This is a genomic window from Brevibacterium picturae, assembly GCF_030453725.1.
Lineage (GTDB): Bacteria > Actinomycetota > Actinomycetes > Actinomycetales > Brevibacteriaceae > Brevibacterium > Brevibacterium sandarakinum_A.
Genome location: NZ_JAKDJU010000050.1, coordinates 1 through 19,445 on the forward strand (window position 1 = coordinate 1; position 19,445 = coordinate 19,445).

The 19,445-nt window shown below is 62.2% G+C and carries 20 protein-coding genes; 8 read left to right on the forward strand and 12 right to left on the reverse strand.

Annotation, left to right across the window (positions count from 1 at the left end; genetic code table 11):
* Positions 1-380 (reverse strand): quinone oxidoreductase family protein (locus tag L0G76_RS07135; protein WP_304356602.1); only part of this gene is annotated, 380 nt, incomplete at its 3' end.
* 345 nt (positions 381-725) lie between these two features.
* Between L0G76_RS07135 and thpD the strand changes: the two genes are divergently transcribed.
* The 3 genes from thpD (at position 726) to L0G76_RS07150 (ending at position 3,361) form a co-directional block, all read left to right on the forward strand.
* Positions 726-1,643: an ectoine hydroxylase gene (gene thpD / locus L0G76_RS07140; RefSeq protein ID WP_369696168.1), complete on the forward strand. Its 918-nt coding sequence runs from the start codon at positions 726-728 to the stop codon at positions 1,641-1,643.
* Positions 1,644-1,754: 111 nt separating this feature from the next.
* Positions 1,755-2,570, forward strand: a complete 816-nt coding sequence (locus L0G76_RS07145) for a GvpL/GvpF family gas vesicle protein (RefSeq protein ID WP_304356604.1) — start codon at positions 1,755-1,757, stop codon at positions 2,568-2,570.
* Between the two features lie 509 nt (positions 2,571-3,079).
* Positions 3,080-3,361, forward strand: a complete 282-nt coding sequence (locus tag L0G76_RS07150) for a hypothetical protein (protein WP_304356605.1) — start codon at positions 3,080-3,082, stop codon at positions 3,359-3,361.
* Positions 3,362-3,379: 18 nt separating this feature from the next.
* Here the strand turns inward: L0G76_RS07150 and L0G76_RS07155 are convergent, their stop codons facing one another.
* Positions 3,380-4,450 carry a hypothetical protein gene (locus L0G76_RS07155; protein ID WP_304356606.1) on the reverse strand — a complete coding sequence of 357 codons (1,071 nt, stop codon included), beginning with the start codon at positions 4,448-4,450 and terminating at the stop codon, positions 3,380-3,382.
* 142 nt (positions 4,451-4,592) lie between these two features.
* On the opposite strand from L0G76_RS07155, the gene L0G76_RS07160 reads away from it, so the two are divergent.
* The 3 genes from L0G76_RS07160 to L0G76_RS07170 all read left to right on the forward strand — a co-directional run bounded on the left by L0G76_RS07160 (position 4,593) and on the right by L0G76_RS07170 (position 8,482).
* Positions 4,593-4,817, forward strand: coding sequence for a hypothetical protein (locus L0G76_RS07160; RefSeq protein ID WP_304356607.1), 225 nt, complete (start codon positions 4,593-4,595; stop codon positions 4,815-4,817).
* Between the two features lie 130 nt (positions 4,818-4,947).
* Positions 4,948-7,089 (forward strand): catalase, encoded by a 2,142-nt coding sequence (locus L0G76_RS07165; protein ID WP_304356608.1) that lies wholly within the window; start codon positions 4,948-4,950, stop codon positions 7,087-7,089.
* Positions 7,090-7,231: 142 nt separating this feature from the next.
* Positions 7,232-8,482, forward strand: coding sequence for a cytochrome P450 (locus L0G76_RS07170; protein WP_304356609.1), 1,251 nt, complete (start codon positions 7,232-7,234; stop codon positions 8,480-8,482).
* A gap of 45 nt (positions 8,483-8,527) precedes the next feature.
* Here L0G76_RS07170 and L0G76_RS07175 read toward each other — a convergent pair whose 3' ends face one another.
* The 7 genes from L0G76_RS07175 to L0G76_RS07205 form a co-directional block, all read right to left on the reverse strand.
* Entirely contained in the window at positions 8,528-9,718 is a 1,191-nt protein-coding gene (locus tag L0G76_RS07175) for an NAD(P)/FAD-dependent oxidoreductase (RefSeq protein ID WP_304356610.1), read from the reverse strand.
* A 48-nt stretch (positions 9,719-9,766) separates the two neighbouring features.
* Positions 9,767-10,567, reverse strand: a complete 801-nt coding sequence (locus L0G76_RS07180; RefSeq protein WP_304356611.1) for an SDR family NAD(P)-dependent oxidoreductase — start codon at positions 10,565-10,567, stop codon at positions 9,767-9,769.
* A gap of 211 nt (positions 10,568-10,778) precedes the next feature.
* Positions 10,779-11,852 carry an aldo/keto reductase gene (locus L0G76_RS07185; RefSeq protein ID WP_304356612.1) on the reverse strand — a complete coding sequence of 358 codons (1,074 nt, stop codon included), beginning with the start codon at positions 11,850-11,852 and terminating at the stop codon, positions 10,779-10,781.
* 55 nt (positions 11,853-11,907) lie between these two features.
* Positions 11,908-12,144: a hypothetical protein gene (locus L0G76_RS07190; RefSeq protein WP_304356613.1), complete on the reverse strand. Its 237-nt coding sequence runs from the start codon at positions 12,142-12,144 to the stop codon at positions 11,908-11,910.
* Positions 12,145-12,182: 38 nt separating this feature from the next.
* On the reverse strand, positions 12,183-12,611 hold the full coding sequence (locus L0G76_RS07195; RefSeq protein WP_304356614.1) for a VOC family protein: 429 nt from the start codon (positions 12,609-12,611) through the stop codon (positions 12,183-12,185).
* Between the two features lie 23 nt (positions 12,612-12,634).
* Positions 12,635-12,856, reverse strand: coding sequence for a hypothetical protein (locus L0G76_RS07200; protein ID WP_304356615.1), 222 nt, complete (start codon positions 12,854-12,856; stop codon positions 12,635-12,637).
* Between the two features lie 221 nt (positions 12,857-13,077).
* Positions 13,078-14,451, reverse strand: coding sequence for an NAD-dependent succinate-semialdehyde dehydrogenase (locus L0G76_RS07205; RefSeq protein ID WP_304356616.1), 1,374 nt, complete (start codon positions 14,449-14,451; stop codon positions 13,078-13,080).
* A gap of 142 nt (positions 14,452-14,593) precedes the next feature.
* On the opposite strand from L0G76_RS07205, the gene L0G76_RS07210 reads away from it, so the two are divergent.
* Both L0G76_RS07210 and L0G76_RS07215 read left to right on the forward strand, forming a co-directional pair.
* Entirely contained in the window at positions 14,594-14,875 is a 282-nt protein-coding gene (locus tag L0G76_RS07210) for a DUF6480 family protein (RefSeq protein WP_197679618.1), read from the forward strand.
* 149 nt (positions 14,876-15,024) lie between these two features.
* Positions 15,025-15,918: an SDR family oxidoreductase gene (locus L0G76_RS07215; protein WP_304356617.1), complete on the forward strand. Its 894-nt coding sequence runs from the start codon at positions 15,025-15,027 to the stop codon at positions 15,916-15,918.
* Positions 15,919-15,974: 56 nt separating this feature from the next.
* Here L0G76_RS07215 and L0G76_RS07220 read toward each other — a convergent pair whose 3' ends face one another.
* The 3 genes from L0G76_RS07220 to L0G76_RS07230 form a co-directional block, all read right to left on the reverse strand.
* Positions 15,975-16,280 (reverse strand): general stress protein, encoded by a 306-nt coding sequence (locus tag L0G76_RS07220; RefSeq protein ID WP_092106460.1) that lies wholly within the window; start codon positions 16,278-16,280, stop codon positions 15,975-15,977.
* Positions 16,281-16,512: 232 nt separating this feature from the next.
* A complete protein-coding gene (locus tag L0G76_RS07225) occupies positions 16,513-16,695 on the reverse strand; it encodes a hypothetical protein (protein ID WP_304356618.1) in 183 nt (60 codons plus the stop codon).
* 175 nt (positions 16,696-16,870) lie between these two features.
* Positions 16,871-19,438, reverse strand: coding sequence for an ATP-dependent DNA ligase (locus tag L0G76_RS07230; protein ID WP_304356619.1), 2,568 nt, complete (start codon positions 19,436-19,438; stop codon positions 16,871-16,873).
* Positions 19,439-19,445 lie beyond the last annotated feature (7 nt).

The following is a 19,445-nucleotide window of genomic DNA, read 5'->3' on the forward strand; positions in this document are numbered from 1 at the left end:
AGTCCGAGAGTGTCCAGTGCCAAACGTGCTGTGAGTCCATTCATCGGCAAGGTGGCCGCCTGACGGTGGTCGAATCCGCGCGGGGCGCGGGCGACTGATTCGATGGGCACGGCGATGTGTTCGGCATACGCGCCGTGAGTCCCTGTCGGCGCGACGACTGCCATCACAGGGTCGCCGACTCTGAGATCGGTCTCAACGCCGTCTCCGAACTCCTCAACAACACCGGCGACATCCATACCGGGCACGCGCAGCTCGGGTTCATCTTTCCTCCCGCGAACGCGCAGCATGGTGTCGGTGGGGTTGACGGACGCCGCATGAACGCGAATCAGAACCTCCCCCGTGCCCGGCGACGGCGTCGGGAGGTCAACGACCTCCAGCACCTCAGGCTCACCTGGTTGATGAAATCCCACTGCTTGCATGTCGACCTCCTGGCGACGAGGAACTGAGTCTGGTTCGAGGCTACGCGGGTCGCCGCTGCGCGGCTACCCTCCGACCAGACTCAGATAACAGCCCGCGTTTCGTTCGCCGTTGAGTTCAGCGCCGAAAAGCCCCGTAGATACCTGGCCTACTTGTGCTTGATCTGGTCGCGCTGCTGAAGAAGCCGAGGAGCCAACAGGGGTTACGAGACCAACATGGAGCTGTTAGCGTGTCCAGACCGTGCCGCTGCGGAGGCCAGGGCAGACACAGCCCGTGCGGCACCGACGACGGAAGGACCCGCCATGAGAATGGTTTCGCAACCAGCGACCGAAGATCTCTATCCCACTCGATCGTCGGAGACCACGAGGGTGTTCGACCGCAGTAGCCCGATCGTGTTCGGCACAGCGGAGCAAGGGCCACTGGACGCACCGGGGCTCCAGCATTACGACCAAACTGGGTATTTGGCAATCAACGATCTCCTGACCAGCGAAGAGCTGGAGACATATCGTGAGGAGCTTGCCAGTCTGGCCAGGGACCCGAAGGTCAAAACCGATGAACGCACCGTCGTCGAGGCCAAGTCCGACGAGGTCCGTTCGATCTTCGATATACACCGCAGCAACGAGGTGTTCCGAAGTATCGCCAATGACTCTCGCATTGTGGGCCGAGCCGAACAGCTGCTGGGATCAGCAGTCTATATCCACCAGAGCAGAATCAATTACAAGCCCGGCTTCGTCGGCAATGAGTTCTCATGGCACTCCGACTTCGAAACATGGCATGCTGAGGATGGAATGCCCGAACCGCGTGCCGTGAGCATTTCGATCTCACTGACCGACAACTACTCGTTCAACGGCCCCCTCATGATCATGCCCGGCTCCCATACCCGCTATGTCAGCTGTGCCGGAGGGACTCCCGAGGACAACTACAAGAAGTCTCTCATCATGCAGGGAGCCGGCACACCGGATCCAGGGACTCTCACCGAGTTCGCCGATGAGTACGGCATTGATGTGCTCGAGGGCCCGGCCGGTGGGGCGGTCATGTTCGACTCCAATTGCATGCATGCCTCGAACGGCAATGTGACACCGTACCCACGATCGAACATCTTCATCGTTTACAACTCGGTCGAAAATACATGCACCGAGCCATTCGCCGCGCCGAGGCCGCGCCCGGAGTTCGTCGGCAGTATGGACTTCACACCCGCGGGGTCTTCCCTGGTCGGCGAGGGCTGATTGCCGGCCGTCCATAAGTCCATGAGTCCATGAGGAGTATTGACAGCCTGATCACCGACTGACGAGCAAATAGCCGACACGGGCACGAAGAACAGCGAGGCGATGGGCGACATGATGAGGAACGGGACCAAGGGGAAGGCTCGGACAACCGTCGACGGCATCAAACATGCCCTGACGAACGATCGGTATCTGTACAGCATCGTCCTGTCCCAGAGTGAGGCCCCGTTCGGGGTCGCCGGTGTACGGGGTAAGCCAGTCCGCACGATGCCCTTCGGCCTTGTGGCCGCCCTGATCAGCGATCTTGATCCGACCGATGTTCTGGGAACGCCCGACGATCGGCGAGCGCATACGGCGGTACTCGATTCGATGGCCCAGTCAGGACCGGTCCTTCCTATGGCCTTCGGCACTGTGATCCCAAGCGACGTCGCAATCTGCACCGATATTCTCGAGCCGCGCCAAGACGAGTATCACGAAGCACTGCGTCAGCTCTCAGGCCATGGCCAATACACTCTTCTCGTCCGGTTTGAACGCGATGCTGTGCTGCATGAGATCCTCGCCGATAACCCGGAGGCCGTGTGGCTGCGCGAAGCAATCGTCGGCACTTCGGAGGACGAAACCCGGTCCGAACGCTACCAGCTCGATAAGATCATCGACGAGACGATGCAGAAATGGAAATCAGCCGAGGCAACCTCGATTCTCGAACAGTTGGAAGGTGTCGCGACACGAATGTGCCTGCGAGAAGTGCGCGAAGCCGACGATGTTCTCGAGGTCGCGCTTCTCGTCAGAGATGATGCGGTGACACGATGCAATTCCTTGATCGGCGCGTTGGCGGCGACGGGCTCTGAATGCTTGCGATTCAGACTGGTCGGAGAGGAGGCACCCTATGATTTCGTCGACATCGGCCCTCTTCGCGCTGGGCGGCGATGATCTCGTCTGCTTCTGTGCTTCAGATCCCACCGTCGTGTCCGTCAGATCTGCCGGGTGTCATCAGAGAGCACAAGCCATGACGATATAACTTTGGTGCGAAAAAGCAGGTGAAGCGCAGACACCATTGGGTCACAACACAGTCTGAGGCAAAACGAGGTGGGGCGTTACGCCCCTCCGCAACAGTGAGCGTGCGTTCGGCCGCAATCTGCTCTCCCTGCTCGTGCCGCCGGAGCACAGCGATCAGGATCGCACTTCGCGCGCGTCTCGTCGGTGCCGGCATCATCGGCCTCATCGGAATCCACTTCTTCAACGAGATCGCAGGACGCGCGATCAACGGTGTCACGTCCCCCGGGATCCGAGGACGAAGAACTTGCCCAGATGGGGTACGAACTCATCGGATTCAATGGGAACAGCGACGAGGCGCAGACCCAAGGCACATCGCGAGCGAATCCCCGGCTATCATTGATGGCACCTGGCCTGTTCTGAGGACCCTTAGCGGAGGATGTGCTGTGTACACGCTGCTCAACAACGCGGAATCATCGAAGTTCGATCTCTATCTGCCCGGGCGACTCGTCGCATCGCTGCACTACACGATCGACGAGGACAAGAACTCGATGATGCTCATCTACTGCGAGTCCATCGAACCTGAGGACTCGGATCGGCACTGCACGGAGCTGATGATGCGATCCCTGGAGGATGTCCACAGCCGCCGGATGAAGATCACCATCACGTGTCCCATCGCGCTAAAGTACGTCGACGGCCCCGCAGACGACGGTCCAGTACCCGCCTGAGGTGATCGGCGGCCGCCGTCAGGTCGTCTCATCGTCTTCGGTGTAGACACGCGTGCGCAATCGGCGACCATGTGTGAGGTTCTTGACATCCACGCTGGAGTCGAAGCTTGCTCCCAACCCACCGGCGACGACGCCCAAGGCGGCGCTGATCCACGCGATGTCCAGATAGTTGCCCACTGATGCCCGGGTCTGCAGCACCTGGCCCATGAATTCGGGATCGATCACCACCAGGCTGGTCAGGAAGATGCCGATGACGAGGAGAACATAGAGGGCGGCCACGGAGATCAGCAGCGTCAGGACTGTCGAGAGATTGTAGTAGAAGACCACCGGAGCCAGACGTTCGTTGACCGGCTTGTCCCACAGCCGGTGTGACGTGATGAGCCAGGTCACCATGACCGCGATGGCGATCAGCCCGATCGACACCAGCCGCTGAGTCGACAGATAGCTCGACATCTGCCAGATCGAGCTGTAGAAGATTCCGAATGCCCCGGTGGCCGCAGCCGCGGCCACTGCTCTCGACAGCTTCGGAGCCGTTCGAAAGGGCTCGTTGGCTTTGGTCATTCCCATGATGAGGCGCGGCCCGCCGGTGAATGTATGTGCGTGGAGTGCCCTCTGCCCAGCCCCCTCATCGTCTGACCATCGTCCCCATCTGGGCAGGTAGGGATGTGCAACAGCGGTCGGCCCATAGGGCAGCAGCTGGTTGACGCAGCTGAGCAGGATCGACAGTAGGCGACTCTTCGTCGTCCAGGCTCCCAGGGTCGGGTAGGAGACAACCGCATAGTCTCTGCCTGGCTGGATCTCAGCGACGAGCGGTTTGCCCCGCGTGTGTCGAGGGATCCCGGTCAGCATCAGCACGACGTCGACGTCGGGATAATCATCGCTGACAAGCGTGTCGAGCGAGCCCAGCTCCAAGCTCTGGTCTGACTGGATGCGAATCATCTTGGTGCACGTATCGACGTGGGCCTCGGCGTCGAACGTCATCTGCAGCTCGTCTTCGAACCTGTCTCTGATCGACGCTACGCGCCGGCTCGGCTGACCGGGATCAGCGATGAGCAGGACTTGGAGAGTCCTCTTCGTCGGATTGGGCATCAGCACCTTCCTCTGCAGACACAGCGCGGGGCCGCACTGGGCACTCTGACCGGGTGCAAGACGACACTCAGAGCCAGCACTCTAACAGGCGCGAACCGGAGGGGTAACCCCTGTTGGCACCACACCGTCTCCACTAGCGTCGTTGGTCCCAACACACGTGGGCGAACATCGCCCGGACACGATTGAGGAGATGATCATCTGGGCCGTCGAAGCCTCTCTGCACAACGTGTGGAAGCTTGAGACCTTCATCCAAGACGCTGACGCAGCCGGCAACAGTGAACTGGCCGACTGGTTCCGCCGGATCCAGGAGAACAACCGGACGGCCGGTCAGCAGGGAAAGGAGATGCTTGCCCAGAGACTCCCTTGACCGGACACGCGTGCCTCTACGCTAACTCACTGAACCACCGAGCGTAAGGGGGATTGCCGGCGCTCATCATCCACCAATAGCGTGACTGCGAGCGCCGGCAATCACCATATGACGACGAGGAGTAGGTGTCATGTCATCCGAGGAGTACCCCACTGTCCCAGGGAAGCCCGCACCGAGGACCCCGGACATCGAGGAACCGCAGCAGCCTCAGCCGCCGCCCGAGCCGAAGTCTGACCAAAGCGGACCACGACCAACCACCCCGACGGGTGCGCTCAGCAACGATGACCAGGCGGGCTGGGCTCAACAAGGCGATTTTCACACCACGGCCCAAGGCGGGAGACTTCCCGACACCAACCACTCGTTGAAAGCCGGCTCACGCGGACCTGTGCTTCTGCAGGACCATCACCTCCGTGAGAAGATCACACACTTCGACCATGAACGGATCCCCGAACGTGTCGTCCACGCCAGAGGCGCCGCGGCCCACGGCGTATTTCGCGCCTACGGGACCGCCGATGATGTCACGAAGGCCGCCTTCCTGAAGGAGGGTGCCGAGACTGAGGTCTTCACCCGCTTCTCCACCGTCGTCGGATCCAGAGGATCAGCCGACGTCGCGAGGGACACACGCGGCTTCGCAACGAAGTTCTACACCTCCGACGGAGTCTTCGACCTGGTCGGGAACAACTTTCCGGTGTTCTTCATTCAGGACGCCCTCAAGTTCCCCGACATCATCCACGCGGCCAAGCCCCATCCTGACCGTGAGATCCCTCAGGCGCAGAGCGCTCATGACACGTTCTGGGACTTCGTCTCCCTGCATACGGAGGCCACACACCACACCATGTGGCAGATGTCGGACAGGGCGATCCCACGGTCCTTCCGCATGATGGAGGGATTCGGAGTCAACACCTTCCGCCTCGAGAACGCAGATGGGGACACCTCTCTGGTGAAATTCCACTGGAAGCCTGCGAACGGTGTCCACTCCCTGCTGTGGGAAGAGGCGCAGCTGGTCAACGGGTTCGACCCCGATTTCCATCGACGCGACCTCGCCGACAACATCGAAGCCGGCAACTATCCGCAGTGGGAGTTCGGGCTCCAGATCATGCCCGACTCCGAGGATGAGACCTTCGAGGGCATCGACCTGCTCGATCCGACGAAGCTGGTGCCCGAAGAGCTCGCTCCCATCCGCACCGTCGGTCTGCTCACCCTCAACCGCAATCCCGAGAACTACTTCGCGGAGACTGAGCAGGTGGCGTTCCACCCCGGCCACCTCGTGCCGGGAATCGACGTCACCGATGATCCGCTCTTGCAGGGACGACTCTTCTCCTACCTGGACACCCAGCTCAGCCGCCTCGGCGGACCGAACTTCAGTCAGCTGCCGATCAACCGCCCGCGATGCCCTGTCAACGACATGTTCCGTGACGGCATGCATCAGACTGCGGTCCACACCGGGGTGGCACCGTACAAACCGAATTCGCTCGACGCTGGGAACCCGTCCTCGGCTGCGGACGAGCACGCTCTCGTCGACGTCCCGCACCGTGTCTCGGATTCGGTCAAGGAACGCCGATCGCCGGAATCGTTCGAAGACCACTACAGCCAGCCGCGGATGTTCTGGTTGAGCCTGACAGCCGTTGAACAGCAGCATCTGGCTGACTCCTTCATCTTCGAACTCGGCAAATGCTATGAAGAGACGATTCGTCAGCGACAGCTGCGCGTCTTGGCATCGATCGACACACAGCTCTGCCAGACCGTTGCCGACGGTCTGGGCCTGGAGCCTCCGCAGACACAGCCGGTCGTGGCCGCGGAGCCCAGCCCTGCCCTGTCACAGATCGGTCAGCAATGGCCGATCACCGGCCGCACGATCGGAATAGTGGTCAACAACGATTCACCGTTCGACGAGGTGAGCCAGCTGCGTGAACATGTCAGCGAGGCAGGGATGGTGCCTCTCGTCGTCGCTCCTGCCGGTGGTCGGCTCGGGTCCGGAGACGACGCCATTGCTGTGGAGCGGACGTATTCGACGATGCGGTCGGTGGAGTTCGACTCGATCGTGCTGCTCGAAGGCGTCGAACCGGTGACCGAGATCGCCGTGCTCATCGCGGAATCCTGGCGCCATCTGAAGCCCATCGCCGCCTATGGCGATGCGTGTTCGCTGCTGGACAACTGCGGCTTCGAACACGACGATCCCGGCATATGCTTCGGCTCGGATCTCGGCGACATCGTCAGCAGCCTCAGCGAGGCGCTGTCCGAACACCGGGTATGGGCCCGTGCCGATGCGTGAGCGTTGGCAGGCCCGGCCATCGGGCAGCGTTCATCGCTCGAGCTGCCCGGCGGGTCGCAGGACACGATGACGCGCACGGCAGCACATCACATCACTCGGCAACACAGCACTCGGCAATACTGAAAGCATGGGAGGCGTCCGAATGTCACTCCGCAGATTCGACAGCACCGTTCCGTTCCTTCGGGAAGGCTATGCCTTCGCGTCTTCGCTCTGTGACACCTGGGACACCGACATCTTCACCACCCGGATGCTCCTGCAGCCTGTCACCTTCATCCGCGGAGAGGAGGCGGCCGGACTCTTCTACGACGGCGATCGCTTCACCAGAGAGGCGTCAGTGCCGCCGAACGTTCAGCACCTGCTGCAGGACAAGGGGTCCGTCCAAGCGCTGAAAGGCGAGGACCATCACCGCCGGAAAGCGGCTTTCCTGTCGCTGATGGACGGTGACGCGATGCGCCGCCTCGGTGATCTCTTCGACGAAGAGTGGGCGGACACGCTCGGGGCTCTCCCGGGGCCCCGACGGATCGTCCTCCATGATTTCGCTCGCGAGGTCCTCACCCGCACGGCGGTCCGTTGGGCCGGCGTCCCCCCGGAGTCCACGGACGTTCGACGGCTCACGAATGAGCTGGGGATGATGATCGAGAACGTCGCGAAGTTCGGCCCCGCGAACTGGTATGCGCAGCTGCGCCGTCGCGGCACCGAGAAGTGGGCGGCTGGGCTGATCGAGCAGGTCCGCGCCGGGGAACTGGATCCGTCGCCCGGCACCGCCCTGTCCGTCTTCGCCCACCACACCGATTTCACCGGTGAGCGGCTGTCCGCCGAGGTGGCTGCCGTGGAGCTCGTCAATATCCTGCGCCCCATCCTGGCAGTGGCCAGGTTCATCGTCTTCGCCGCCGTCGCCCTCACCCACCACCCGCAGTGGCGAGATGCATTCGCGGCCGGAGACGAAAGAGACCTGGAGCCATTCGTGCAGGAGGTGCGCCGCTACTACCCCTTCTTCCCCGCGGTTCCTGGTCGTGTCAACGAGCCGTTCAGCTGGAACGAGCACCGTTTCGACCGCAATGACCTGGTCATCCTCGACATCTACGGCACCTGCCACGATCGTCGCCTGTGGGACGACCCATACAGCTTCCGACCCGAACGCTTCCGCGGTTTCAGCTGGGACGAGCACCCCAACACCCTCATCGCCCAGGGAGCCGGTCGGCATTCTGAGAACCACCGGTGCCCCGGCGAATGGAGCACGGTCGAACTCCTCAAACACGCGGTGCGCCAGCTCGCGTCATCGACCATGACGATCCCCGCTCAGGACCTCTCGATCCCGCTCAACCGGTTCCCGACACTGCCGCGCAGCGGCTTCGTCTTCCACTACACGGGTCAGCCGGGCTCAGACATCTGAGAGCCTGCTCTCCTTTCTCCGGCACGAACATGATTCCCTGCCAGGTCAGTGATCTGACGTCAGACGATGCACGAGGTCACTCGGGGCATGGGCCCAGTCTTCGGCAAGAATCTCGCGAGCCGCATCGAGCTGACCCTTCCGATTGACCACGAGGACGCCTTGCACGCGCTCACCCTCATCCAGATAGAAGACTGCACCTTCCGAATGGGGCTGCACCCAGTCCTCCACTGTGCGAAGACTCGGATCCAAGGTGCCGACGGCCTGGTACCCGAAGTCGAAGACGTTCGTGTAGAAGTAGGGCGTATGGGTGTAGCTCTCGTCGCTGCCGGCCATGATCCGACCTGCAGCGGTCCCCATCTGGGTCGCGTTGTCGACGTGTTCGACGCGCTGACGGCCGAGGAGACGGTCAGGATATCGGGCGACGTCACCGGCCGCATAGACGTTCGGCCGGGAAGTCTGCAGCGACTCGTCGACGAGTATCCCGTCGTCCGTCGTGATCCCTGCCTGCTCTGCCAGATCCGTCGTCGGTTCGATCCCGAGGCCGACCACCACCGCATCGAATTCGTGCGAACCGTCGCCGTAGTCCAGCGACACATGATCAGCGTCGGAGCGGCCTCCGGAGACCTTCGTCCCAGCGACCAGTCTCACCCCATGACTCCGGTAGAGGTCATGGAAGCTGCGGGCAATATCCGAGGGGAAGACAGAGGCACCAAGTGTCTCGTCGTCGAAGATCAACGTTGTGTTCGTGCTGTTCTGCACGAGGGCCGCCGCCAGCTCGGTGCCGATGAAGCCCCCGCCGATCACAGCCACGTTCAGGTCCCGGCCGGAGAATTCCCGCAGTCGACGGTAGTCGGCGAAGCTGCGGAAGTAGATGACTCGTTCTCCCTCCTCGAGATCGAGGGACTTCGGTCGTCCGCCGGTCACGAACAGCAGCTTGTCGAATTCGAACCGCTCGTCTGCCGTCGTCACGGTCCTCCTGTCGGCGTCGACCGCGGAGACTTCGGTGCGCAGATAGATCTGTGCTCCTGTGTTCTCTGCTGTACCGAGGAAGTTGTCGGCTTCGCTGAATTCCTCATCGGTCCACAGCTTCTTGCTCAGAGCGGGCCGTGTGTACGGCTCGTCGACATCGTCGCTGATGATGGCGATGGAGCCGTCGGCATCGAGTTCCCGTATTCCATTGGCTGCGGCGTCAGCGGCCATCCCGCCGCCGACGATCATGTACTGGAAGTGTGTCATGGCGAATGCTCCTCCTGTTGGTCTGATGCGCGCGTCTGTTCGAACGGTCTAGATGGTCGCGACGGAGCCGGAGTCCACCCGGTAGTTGGATCCGTTGACGAAGCTGGCCGCATCCGAGCACAGGAAAGCGATGACATGGGCAACCTCCTCCGGGCGGCCCCTTCGACCCAGCTCCATGAACGGCCGCTCTTCGCGCAGGAACGACGCGATCGCCTCGTCGAAGGTGGAATTCTGCTCCTTCGCACGTGCGCTCATCATTTCGTCGGTCATCGGCGTCGCGATGAAGGCGGGGGACACTGTGTTGACCAGCACCCCTTCGGAGGCATAGGTCCGTGACAGGCCCCTGGCCAGGGAGAGCAGACCCGCTTTGGCAGCGCAATAGGGAAGCTCGTCCTCATAGGGCTGCACCGCATCCTCGGAGGAGACGAAGACGATTCGGCCCCAACCGCCTCGGCGAAGTCCGGGAAGGAACGCTCGGGTGACGCGAACCGGACCCATGAGATCGACATCGATGGTACGGTCCCATCCCTCCTGAGAGATCTCATGGAACAGGCCTCCTGCGCCGTGGATGCCGGCGTTGTTGACCAGTATGTCGAGGTCTCCCACCTCGGCGGCGACATCGGCGGCGAGCCGGTCGACGGCACTGGCCTCCGTGACGTCGGCATCATAGGCGAAGAGACTGTCCTTGAAGGCGGAGAGCCGATCGACGGCATCTTTGAGTTCGTCGGGGTCGGGGCCCGTCATGACGACGGTGGCACCCTCGTTCAAGAGAACGCGTGCGGTTTCGAACCCGATGCCGGAACTCGCTCCGGTCACGAGTGCTGTGCGGCCACGAATATTGAGATCCATCTGTCTCCCTCCACTGCATTGGTCATGGTCCCGAAGGACCATCCGTCTGTGTCGTCGATCATGGTGCGCGGTTCGTGCCTCACCGAATGATCAGGTGGTTTCCACGAGACCATCGGAGACCCACACGATAAGTGACTTCAGGGCTGTGTGTCAGGGCTTGTCAACTGAATCGTTGCGATGTATGCGAAGACCCGCTGCGCGGCAATCGTGTCTACTGCTGCGAACCGAAGACGTGTTCGTGCTGTTCGGCGCAGTACTCCGACTCGACCGCCTCTGGTCGGTCCTGGGCCGTCATCATCCTGTGCCACAGAGGATAGTAGGCAGGCAGCTGTGAAGCGGTGGTGATGCGATCGCGTGCATCCTGTGGCAGGGTCAGCTCCGCGGCGTCGAGGTCCTCCTTGAGGTGTTCGAAGCTGCGTGCCGCGATGACCGTGCCGTTGATGCCGGGTCGGCCCAGGATCCACGAGATCACCACCTGCGGTATCGACCATCCCAAGTCACCGGCGATCTCGCCGAAGAGTTCGATCAGGTCGTAGGCGCGGTCCCAATCCGTGACGTGCGGCTCCGGCCAGCCCGTCCCCTGCCGAGTATCCGAAGGAGTCGCCTCACCGCGTCGCACCTTCCCATTGAGCAGCCCTTCGCCCAACGGACTCCATCCGAAGGTCGCGACGCCCAGATCACGGGCAGCCGGGATGATCTCGTACTCGATCTCCCGAGCTTCGGGGGTGTAGTACACCTGCTGGGCTATCGGGCCCTCGAGTCCGGCCAACTTCGCCTCGTACACCGTCTTCGCCAATTGCCAACCGTTGAAGTTGGACACTCCCCAGTACCGGATCTTGCCCGCTCTGATGAGCTCATTGGCGGTGGCGATCGTCTCGGTGATCGGTGTCTGCCCGTCCCACTGGTGGATGTAGAGCAGGTCCAGGTGATCGGTCTGCAGACGGCTCAGGCTGTCGTCGACTGCACGCGTCAGGTGGTACCGGCTGGCCCCTGAATCATTGAGCCCGTCACCGGTCGGCATGCGTGCTTTCGATGTGAGGACGACATCGTCGCGTCTGCTGCCCATGATCTCGCCGAGGACTCGTTCCGCATCGCCGGCCGAGTACAGATTGGCCGTGTCGATGAAGTTGACTCCGCGGTCCAGTGCTTCGTGGAACTGACGTTCGGCGTCATCGCTGCGGAGGCCTGCGATCTTCTCGAATCCTCCTCCGGACCCGAAGGGGATGGTGCCCAGTGCCAATCTGGACACGTACAGGCCTGATTCTCCCAGTCGTGTGCAGTCCATTGTGAACCTCTCCCTTCAACTTCCCCACGCAGAACAGGTGGAGATCGGCTGTGCTCTAGCTCTTGGAGTCCGTCGCAGTCGGATGGCCCATCTCACGGGCGCAGTGCGAGCAGCAGAACGTGGTGTCGTCGGCCTCGACGCCGTGCCCGAGGATGCGGCATCCGCAATGTGCGCAGGTCGGGGCCATGGTCGCTATCGCGCACTCGAAGCTGTCGAAGACCCCTGTTTCCTCGCCTCGGGTGATCGTGAATGCCTTGTCGTAGTCGTTTCCACAGGTGTCGCAGATCGACATGATCCCTCCTCTGATGTGGTGATCGTGTCATCGCCACGCTAATGCCAGACCGCCGTCGGCGGAAGGGGGTGTCTCTTCCGCCTTGCCTCGGCCCCGTTGCAGCTCGGCCTCATTCCAGCTCGGCCCCGTTCGACTACGAGGCAGAACGGGCGGCCGATGTGATCGGCGTAGCCCCGGAAGCTCGGATGGTCATCGGAACCATCGATCAATCTCCCACCGGCTGCAAAGACGGCTGGTTCGGCCTCGTCATGGGAATCGACCAGAATATCGATATGCACCTGGTCCGGCACCGTATTGTCCGGCCAGGTCGAAGCGACGTAGTTCTCTGCTCTTTGGAACGACAGGATCTGTCGACCCGATGGTTCGAACAGGTTGATCCAATCGGCGCTCTGGTCTTCGGGTGAGATGAAACCACCGAGGAGGGCCTGGTAGAACGTGGCCGTTTCGAACGGCTGCGGGCAGTCCATCGCTGTGGTGTGCAGTCGACCGATCAGTCCGCCGGCGGGTAGTCGTCTGCGTCGTCCAGTTCGACCACGACGGCCTGGTCGACGACGTCCCCGTCATCTGCCTCTTGGACAGTTCGGGAGGAGGGCTCATTCCCTGGGTTCTCATCTGAGCCCTCAGCGAAGGAAGGCGGAGTCACGTCCATTTCCTGCTCGTTGCGATCCACGTCAGGAACCTCTGCGTCGAACGCCGGTGTCTTCGAACTCATCGTGTTGCCTCCTATCCATTGGGTGTCCTCCCACGATGCAGGTGCAGCTCCGGGCGGGCGCGCGTGGCTCCGTTGGTGCAGCCACAGACGCTGGCCTCGCCTTCAGAGCTGGCACCTACGGCGGCTCATGATCATGAGCCCACGCTAAGGCCACCACCAGCAGGTGGCAAGGGTGGTGGACAAGGTGAGCACTCGGATGCTCCGATCGCATTCTTCAACGGTCAGGGCGTGCGAATGAGCTTCTTGTTGAGGAACTCCTGGATGCCCTCCGCACCGAGCTCGCGTCCGACGCCGGAGCGTTTCGTTCCGCCGAACGGCAGGTCCGGTTCGGTCCACGTGGCCTGGTTGATCCAGACCATGCCGGTGTCGACGCGATCGGCAACGCGCTGTGCCTTCTCCACATCGTCACTGACCACCGTCCCGCCGAGACCGTAGGAGGAGTCGTTGGCCAATTCGATGGCTTCGTCCTCGTCCTTGACGGAGTACACGACGGCAACAGGGCCGAACAGTTCTTCAGCATAGGCTCTCATCTGCGCGGTCACGCCGGTGAGCACCGTCGGCTGAACGAAGGCACCGGGGCTGTCGACACGTTGGCCGCCCGTGTGCACATGCGCTCCATGGTCGATCGCGTCCCGGACCTGTTCCATGAGATCCTGCGCGGCCTGTTCGGAGGACAGCGGCGCCAACGTCGTCGCTGAATCTCTCGGATCGCCGGCGACGAACTGTGACATCTTGTCCGTCAGCAGGTCCACGAACTCCTCGTAGACGTCGTCGAGGACGATAAGACGCTTCGAAGCGATGCAGCTCTGTCCGGCGTTCGCCATGCGTCCCGCAACTGCCGCGCTGACCGCAGAATCAAGATCGTCGGCATCGAGCACGATGAACGGGTCGCTGCCGCCCAATTCCAGGATGGACTTCTTCAGGTGCTCTCCGGCGCCGGCGGCCACCGCCGAACCCGCGCCTTCCGAGCCGGTCAGCGAGGCGCCACGCACCCTCTCATCGGCGATGATCGTCTGGATCTGGTCATTGTCGGCGAACACATTCCGATAGCAGTCGCGCGGCAGGTTGGCATCGCGCATGATCATCTCCAACGCCAACGCCGACTGCGGACAGTTGGACGCGTGCTTGAGGATGACCGTGTTGCCGGCGACCAGGTTAGGCGCGGCCAGACGCACGACCTGATAGTAGGGGAAGTTCCACGGCATCACACCCAGCAGCGGACCGATCGGTTCACGCTTGAGCACCGCGTGGCCACCGCTGGCTGGCGAGAGCGGCTCATCGGCCAGCATCTGCGGTCCCTGACGAGCGTAATAGCGCAGAATCTTGGCTGAGAGCTCAACCTCTGCCTCGGCTTCGGACGGCAGCTTGCCCATCTCGAGCGTGAGGAGTTCGGCAAGCTCTGACCTGCGCTCGTCCATGAGATCCGCGGCCCGATCGATCGGGATCGTCCGCTCCACGGCAGGTGTCGTGCGCCATTTCTGGAAGGCCTCATCGGATGCGTCGAGCAGTGCAGAGATTTCGGTGTCTTCGGCAGTGGGGAACTCTTTGAGGATTTCTCCCGTTGCCGGATTTGTGGTCGTGAACTTCGCACTCACAGTATCTCCTCTCATTGGGCCCGGGATGTCCCACCGGACCATAGCTTCACGGTCTCAGACCATCCCGGCCTCGGCTACCCCCTTTCCGGGATCTCGACCAGCCGCTATGCTTGCGATCCCACGCGGAAGGAGATGAAGATCTGTGGTTTCACCCCAGAACAATGAGTCTGATCCGACCAACACGCGCCACACCACCGGCAATCCCAATCTCGACCCCGATCCCGAAGGGGACCCGGATCTGGAACAGGGAGGCGGTGTCACTCCAGGTGCCACACCGCCGGAATCGAACTCTGCGACAGCATCACCGCCGCACCCGCCAGACCGCCGCGCGCCACGCTCGCGATGGGCGATCGTCGGGATCGGTGCCGTGCTGGCGGTGATCATCGTCGTGTTCGTCGCCTACGCCGTCGGAATGTTCGACTGAGCTCTCACACTGCTCAGCTGAGCCGTCGGTCGGTGCGATTCACGACTGACGCAGAATGTGACGACCTGAACCGACAAACTCCCCGGCGGGTGAAGTGCTTCTGCGCAGGGCCTGCGGAATTCGCGAAATCTAGGTAAGGAGAACAGCACATGAGTGACCAGTTGACCTTTCAAGATCCAGTCAAACGCTTTCCCGACATATCTCCGCCCAAACAGGATCAGCCAGAGCCCGGCTTGGATGCGGAACTCATTCCCGGCACTGACCGTGGGGAAGACAGCTACCGAGGCACCGGCAGGATGGAAGGGCGGAAAGCGCTGATCACCGGCTCCGACTCAGGGATCGGGTCAGCCGTTGCCATCGCCTTCGCCCGAGAGGGGGCGGATGTGGCTCTGTCCTATCTGCCCGAAGAAGAAGCCGATGCCCAACATGTGTGCGAGGTGATTCGCCAGTCAGGCCGCCGAGCGGTTCCCCTCCCGGGCGACCTCGCCGATCCCGATTACTGCGCGGACGTAGCTGCTCAGGCAGCGGAAGAACTGGGCGGGCTCGATGCCCTGGTCAACAATGCCGGGCGACAGATAGCCGTCGAGAGAATCGAAGATCTCACCGCGGACCAGTGGGAGCGCACCTTCCGAACGAATATCGAAGCGATGTTCCGTGTCGTGAAAGCGGCTATCGGCTATCTGCCGGCGGGATCGACGATCGTGAACTCGACATCGATACAAGCCTATTCACCGTCGACCCACCTGCTTGACTATGCGTCGACCAAGGCTGCGATCAACAACTTCACCAAGGGCCTGGCGACTCAGCTGGCGCCTCGGGGCATCCGAGTCAACGCCGTGGCTCCAGGCCCGATCTGGACCCCGCTCCAGGTGTCGGACGGCCAGCCGAAGGAGGCGCTGCCCCATTTCGGAAAGAACACCCCGTTGGGACGCGCTGGACAGCCTACCGAGCTGGCACCCGCTTACGTGTTTCTCAGTTCGTCGGAGTCGAGCTATGTCCTGGGCGAGACTCTCAATGTCAATGGGGGCCAGCCCAGCCCCTGATCCTCGCGGCATTCCGGTCGTTCAGGTCGCTGCGAAATGATCGCGGAGGGCTTCTGCTATCTGATAAGCAGCAGAAGCTCTCCGCCGTCGAGCTTCTCTTCGAGGTCACCGGACTCGTCAGAATCGAAGCCGAACGACCGAAGAAGACTGCGAAGCGCTTCGCCCTTCCCGTTGTAGCGTTCGGCGACCAGATCCGAGAGGTCGTGGGGCTGAGCATCGGCGTCACCGACAACACAGTCCATACGGGCGTCATCGTGGCCGATCACGTAGAGTCCGTCTTTCGACACACCCTCGGATGTCAGTTTGCTGACTGCGTTGAGAAGCCCGATGTCGTCATGGAATGCCCTGACAGTCGGTTTCATACCAGTTCACCCTCGTCCTGACTTCTGTCCGATTCCGCGTCCCGCGGCGTAACCGGATCCGAAATTGTCGTGCTGTCCAGTGTCGTCACGCTAGCAGTGTCGTCACGCTGGCAGGGCCCGTGCAACGAACACCTGTTGGCCTACTGCACTGAGCATCAGATCACGTTCACCCGGTCACGGTCAGGCGACAAGAAAGACGGAACTCGATCGGGTGAGTTCGGACTTGAGTCGGTCAGTAATGCGCTGGCGGGTCGCTTGCAGGGAAGGACTCCTCTTCCCATTCATCGACCAACGCGTCATCGTGTTCTTTGGTGGAGTTGTCTGTTCCAGGCGTTTCAGCAACATCGTGCGGCGCTTCATCGGGAACAGTGTTGAGGGTCGTTCGCGTGTTCTCGGCTTCGCGATCGTTCGTCATCGTCGCCTCTTTTCACTGATGTCACATGTGCGAGCATCAGACTCATTGCGCTCTTGGTCAGAACGGTGTTCTCGGTAACTCCCGCACCTCTCCGGTGCCGTCACCGTAACAGGATCCCGTGAGTCTCGTAACCCCCGCGTCGTCGGCCACGCGAGCATGCTCGGGCCCACCCGGTTCAGGTGGTGACGTCCTCCGGGTCGATGTCGGCCCGGAGTCCACGCCACACAGGATGACGGAGACGACCGGCCTCGGTGGTTCCTCCGTATTGGACTTCGCCGACGAGGCCGGCTCGCACCCACTGGGCATCTCGCGACTCCGCGGCGGGGACCTCCACCGGCGGTGTCTTCCTGGTCAACCGATCAAGCTTGGCCCGCAGAGCCTGCAGCTGGTGCTCGTCGAAGCCGGTGCCGACGCGCCCCAGATAGACCAGGCCGTCCTCGTCGTGGGCCGCCAGCAACAGCGAGGCGAAGGTATCGGAGCGTTCCCCCTTGCCGGTGCGCCACCCGACGATGATCACGTCACGGGTCGCCGAGTGTTTGAGCTTGGCCCATGTCCGGGTTCGCCTGCCCGGCAGATAGGTGCTGCCGGTCTTCTTGGCCATGACTCCTTCGAGCTTGAGTTCGCGGCTGGACTCCATCGCCTCGTCGATGGTTCCGTCGAATGCAGTCGGCACATGGATGCTCTCGCCTTCGGTGACGAGCTCACCCAGTCGCTCGCGTCGCTCGGAATATGGCGCTTTCAAGAGGGAAGCACCGTCGGCGTGCAACACGTCGAAGACCATCAGATGCACCGGTGTCCGCTCGAGTTCACGCGCAATGTCGCTCTCTCGTGTCAGGCCCATTCTGCGCTGCAGTCTCCCGAAGTGCGGACGACTGCCCGGGCCCAGTGCGACGATCTCACCATCGAGGATGCAGTCGACGTCCACACAAGCGGCGAGCTCCCCGAGTTCGGGGTAGGCCTTCGTCAAGTTCTTGCCATTGCGGCTGGTCAACGCGATCGAGCCGGGCGAATCTTCTGTACCGGCACGGACGGAGGCGAGCGCACGGATGCCGTCCCACTTCATTTCGACCGCCCAGTCCTGTGCCTGAGCACGCACGGAGGCGATATCGCCGATGCTGGCCAACATCGGGGACATATCGGTGGGCTCGGCCTCCGCGGAATCGGTGCGACCGAAATCGGTGCGACCGGAGACGGTGCGCTTGGATGAGGCTGCGGCCCGCCTCGGCGAGCCCTTGGACGGCTTCTTGGACGAGTCTTTGGTCAGGTGGATCATCCAGTTCTTTTCGGGTTCCTTGTTCGGCCCGTGCTCGCCGGTGTTGAACAATGCGAACCGTCGCACTCCTTGGAGCCCACCGTCGGAGGCTCCGTGGAGAACAGCGATGATCTCGCTGCCCTCCTTCCACTTCTCGAGCTCGTAGGTCCCCGAGTCCCAGATCGTGACCTCACCGGCACCGTATTGGCCCTTCGCTATCGTGCCTTCGAAGCTCCCGTATTCGAGAGGGTGGTCTTCGGTCTGGACCGCCAGATGATTGTGCTCCGGATCGCTCGGCGGGCCCTTCGGCAGCGCCCACGAGACCAGCACACCGTCGTGTTCGAGTCGGAAGTCCCAATGCAGGGTGCTGGCGTGGTGCTCATGAATGACGAAGCTGAGCTCGTCCCCACTGGTCCCGTGGCCCTCGGGCACCGGTTCGCTCGTGCGCTTCGGGTCGCGCTTCGATCGGTAGATATCGAGACGGTCGCGGGGTGCCTCCGCTGAGGTCGACGAGTCCTTCGTCGAATCGGGCGGCACCCCCGCCGAGGTGGGTGTCGGGTTTGCGGAATCACCGACGGTATTCGCCAAGGGTTCGAGCAGATCCCCGATGTCGTCGAGCCTGTCGAGAACCTCCTCGAAGTGCAGCTGTTCGACCGCGGACGGGTCGTCGAGCTCGTCCCAGGTTCGCGGTGCTGCCACGGTGGGGGTGAAGCGGCCGCGCATCGAATAGGGGGCCACGGTCGTCTTCGCCGCGGAGTTCTGGGACCAGTCGATGAGCACCTTGTTCTCTCGCAGCGTCTTCTTCATGGCTGAGACGACGAGATCTTTGTGATCGGCTTCGAGGCTGCGCGCCAGCTCGTGGGCGACGTCCGATATCTGCTGGCTGGAGGCTGAGGCGTCGAGCGGCGCATAGAGGTGGACCCCTTTGGAGCCGCTGGTGACCGGGTAGGCGTCGAGATCCATCCCGTTCAACAGCTGCCTCACCAGCTGTGCGACCTCGACGCAGTCGGCCAGTTCCCGGCCCGGACCGGGGTCGAGATCGAAGACCATGCGGTCGGGGTGCCGTGTCGTCGAATCGATGGTGCCCGGATCGGATGACCCCTTCGCGACCCGCCATTGAGGTATGTGGATCTCGAGTGAGGCCATCTGCGCAAGGTAGGTCAGTGTCGCACGGTCCTGGACCAGCGGGTACCTCTTGGACCCGGTGGAATGACGGATGGAGCGGGAAATGATCCACGACGGTGCGGATTCGGGGAGATTCTTCTCGAAGAACACCTCTCCGGGTTCCTGCGGTGTGCCGACTCCGTCGACCCAGCGTTTGCGGGTGGCGATGCGGCCATGGGCGTGCCGGATCAGATGCTGCGCGACGTGCGCGTAGTAGTCGAGCACGTCACCCTTGGTTGTGCCCGTTTCCGGGTAGAAGACCTTGTCGAGATTCGTCAGCGTCAACCGATGCCCGTCGACGGTGACCTTCTGCTCATGACGTGACATGGACACC

Excerpts from the sequence above, each read along its gene's own strand:
- L0G76_RS07225 (WP_304356618.1), bottom strand. The coding sequence starts at position 16,695 with ATGACGAACGATCGCGAAGCCGAGAACACGCGAACGACCCTCAACACT.
- L0G76_RS07190 (WP_304356613.1), bottom strand. The coding sequence starts at position 12,144 with ATGTCGATCTGCGACACCTGTGGAAACGACTACGACAAGGCATTCACG.
- L0G76_RS07220 (WP_092106460.1), bottom strand. The coding sequence starts at position 16,280 with ATGAAACCGACTGTCAGGGCATTCCATGACGACATCGGGCTTCTCAAC.
- L0G76_RS07180 (WP_304356611.1), bottom strand. The coding sequence starts at position 10,567 with ATGGATCTCAATATTCGTGGCCGCACAGCACTCGTGACCGGAGCGAGT.
- thpD (WP_369696168.1), top strand. The coding sequence starts at position 726 with ATGGTTTCGCAACCAGCGACCGAAGATCTCTATCCCACTCGATCGTCG.
- L0G76_RS07195 (WP_304356614.1), bottom strand. The coding sequence starts at position 12,611 with ATGGACTGCCCGCAGCCGTTCGAAACGGCCACGTTCTACCAGGCCCTC.
- L0G76_RS07185 (WP_304356612.1), bottom strand. The coding sequence starts at position 11,852 with ATGGACTGCACACGACTGGGAGAATCAGGCCTGTACGTGTCCAGATTG.
- L0G76_RS07200 (WP_304356615.1), bottom strand. The coding sequence starts at position 12,856 with ATGAGTTCGAAGACACCGGCGTTCGACGCAGAGGTTCCTGACGTGGAT.
- L0G76_RS07145 (WP_304356604.1), top strand. The coding sequence starts at position 1,755 with ATGATGAGGAACGGGACCAAGGGGAAGGCTCGGACAACCGTCGACGGC.
- L0G76_RS07175 (WP_304356610.1), bottom strand. The coding sequence starts at position 9,718 with ATGACACACTTCCAGTACATGATCGTCGGCGGCGGGATGGCCGCTGAC.
- L0G76_RS07165 (WP_304356608.1), top strand. The coding sequence starts at position 4,948 with ATGTCATCCGAGGAGTACCCCACTGTCCCAGGGAAGCCCGCACCGAGG.
- L0G76_RS07155 (WP_304356606.1), bottom strand. The coding sequence starts at position 4,450 with ATGCCCAATCCGACGAAGAGGACTCTCCAAGTCCTGCTCATCGCTGAT.
- L0G76_RS07230 (WP_304356619.1), bottom strand. The coding sequence starts at position 19,438 with ATGTCACGTCATGAGCAGAAGGTCACCGTCGACGGGCATCGGTTGACG.
- L0G76_RS07215 (WP_304356617.1), top strand. The coding sequence starts at position 15,025 with ATGAGTGACCAGTTGACCTTTCAAGATCCAGTCAAACGCTTTCCCGAC.
- L0G76_RS07170 (WP_304356609.1), top strand. The coding sequence starts at position 7,232 with ATGTCACTCCGCAGATTCGACAGCACCGTTCCGTTCCTTCGGGAAGGC.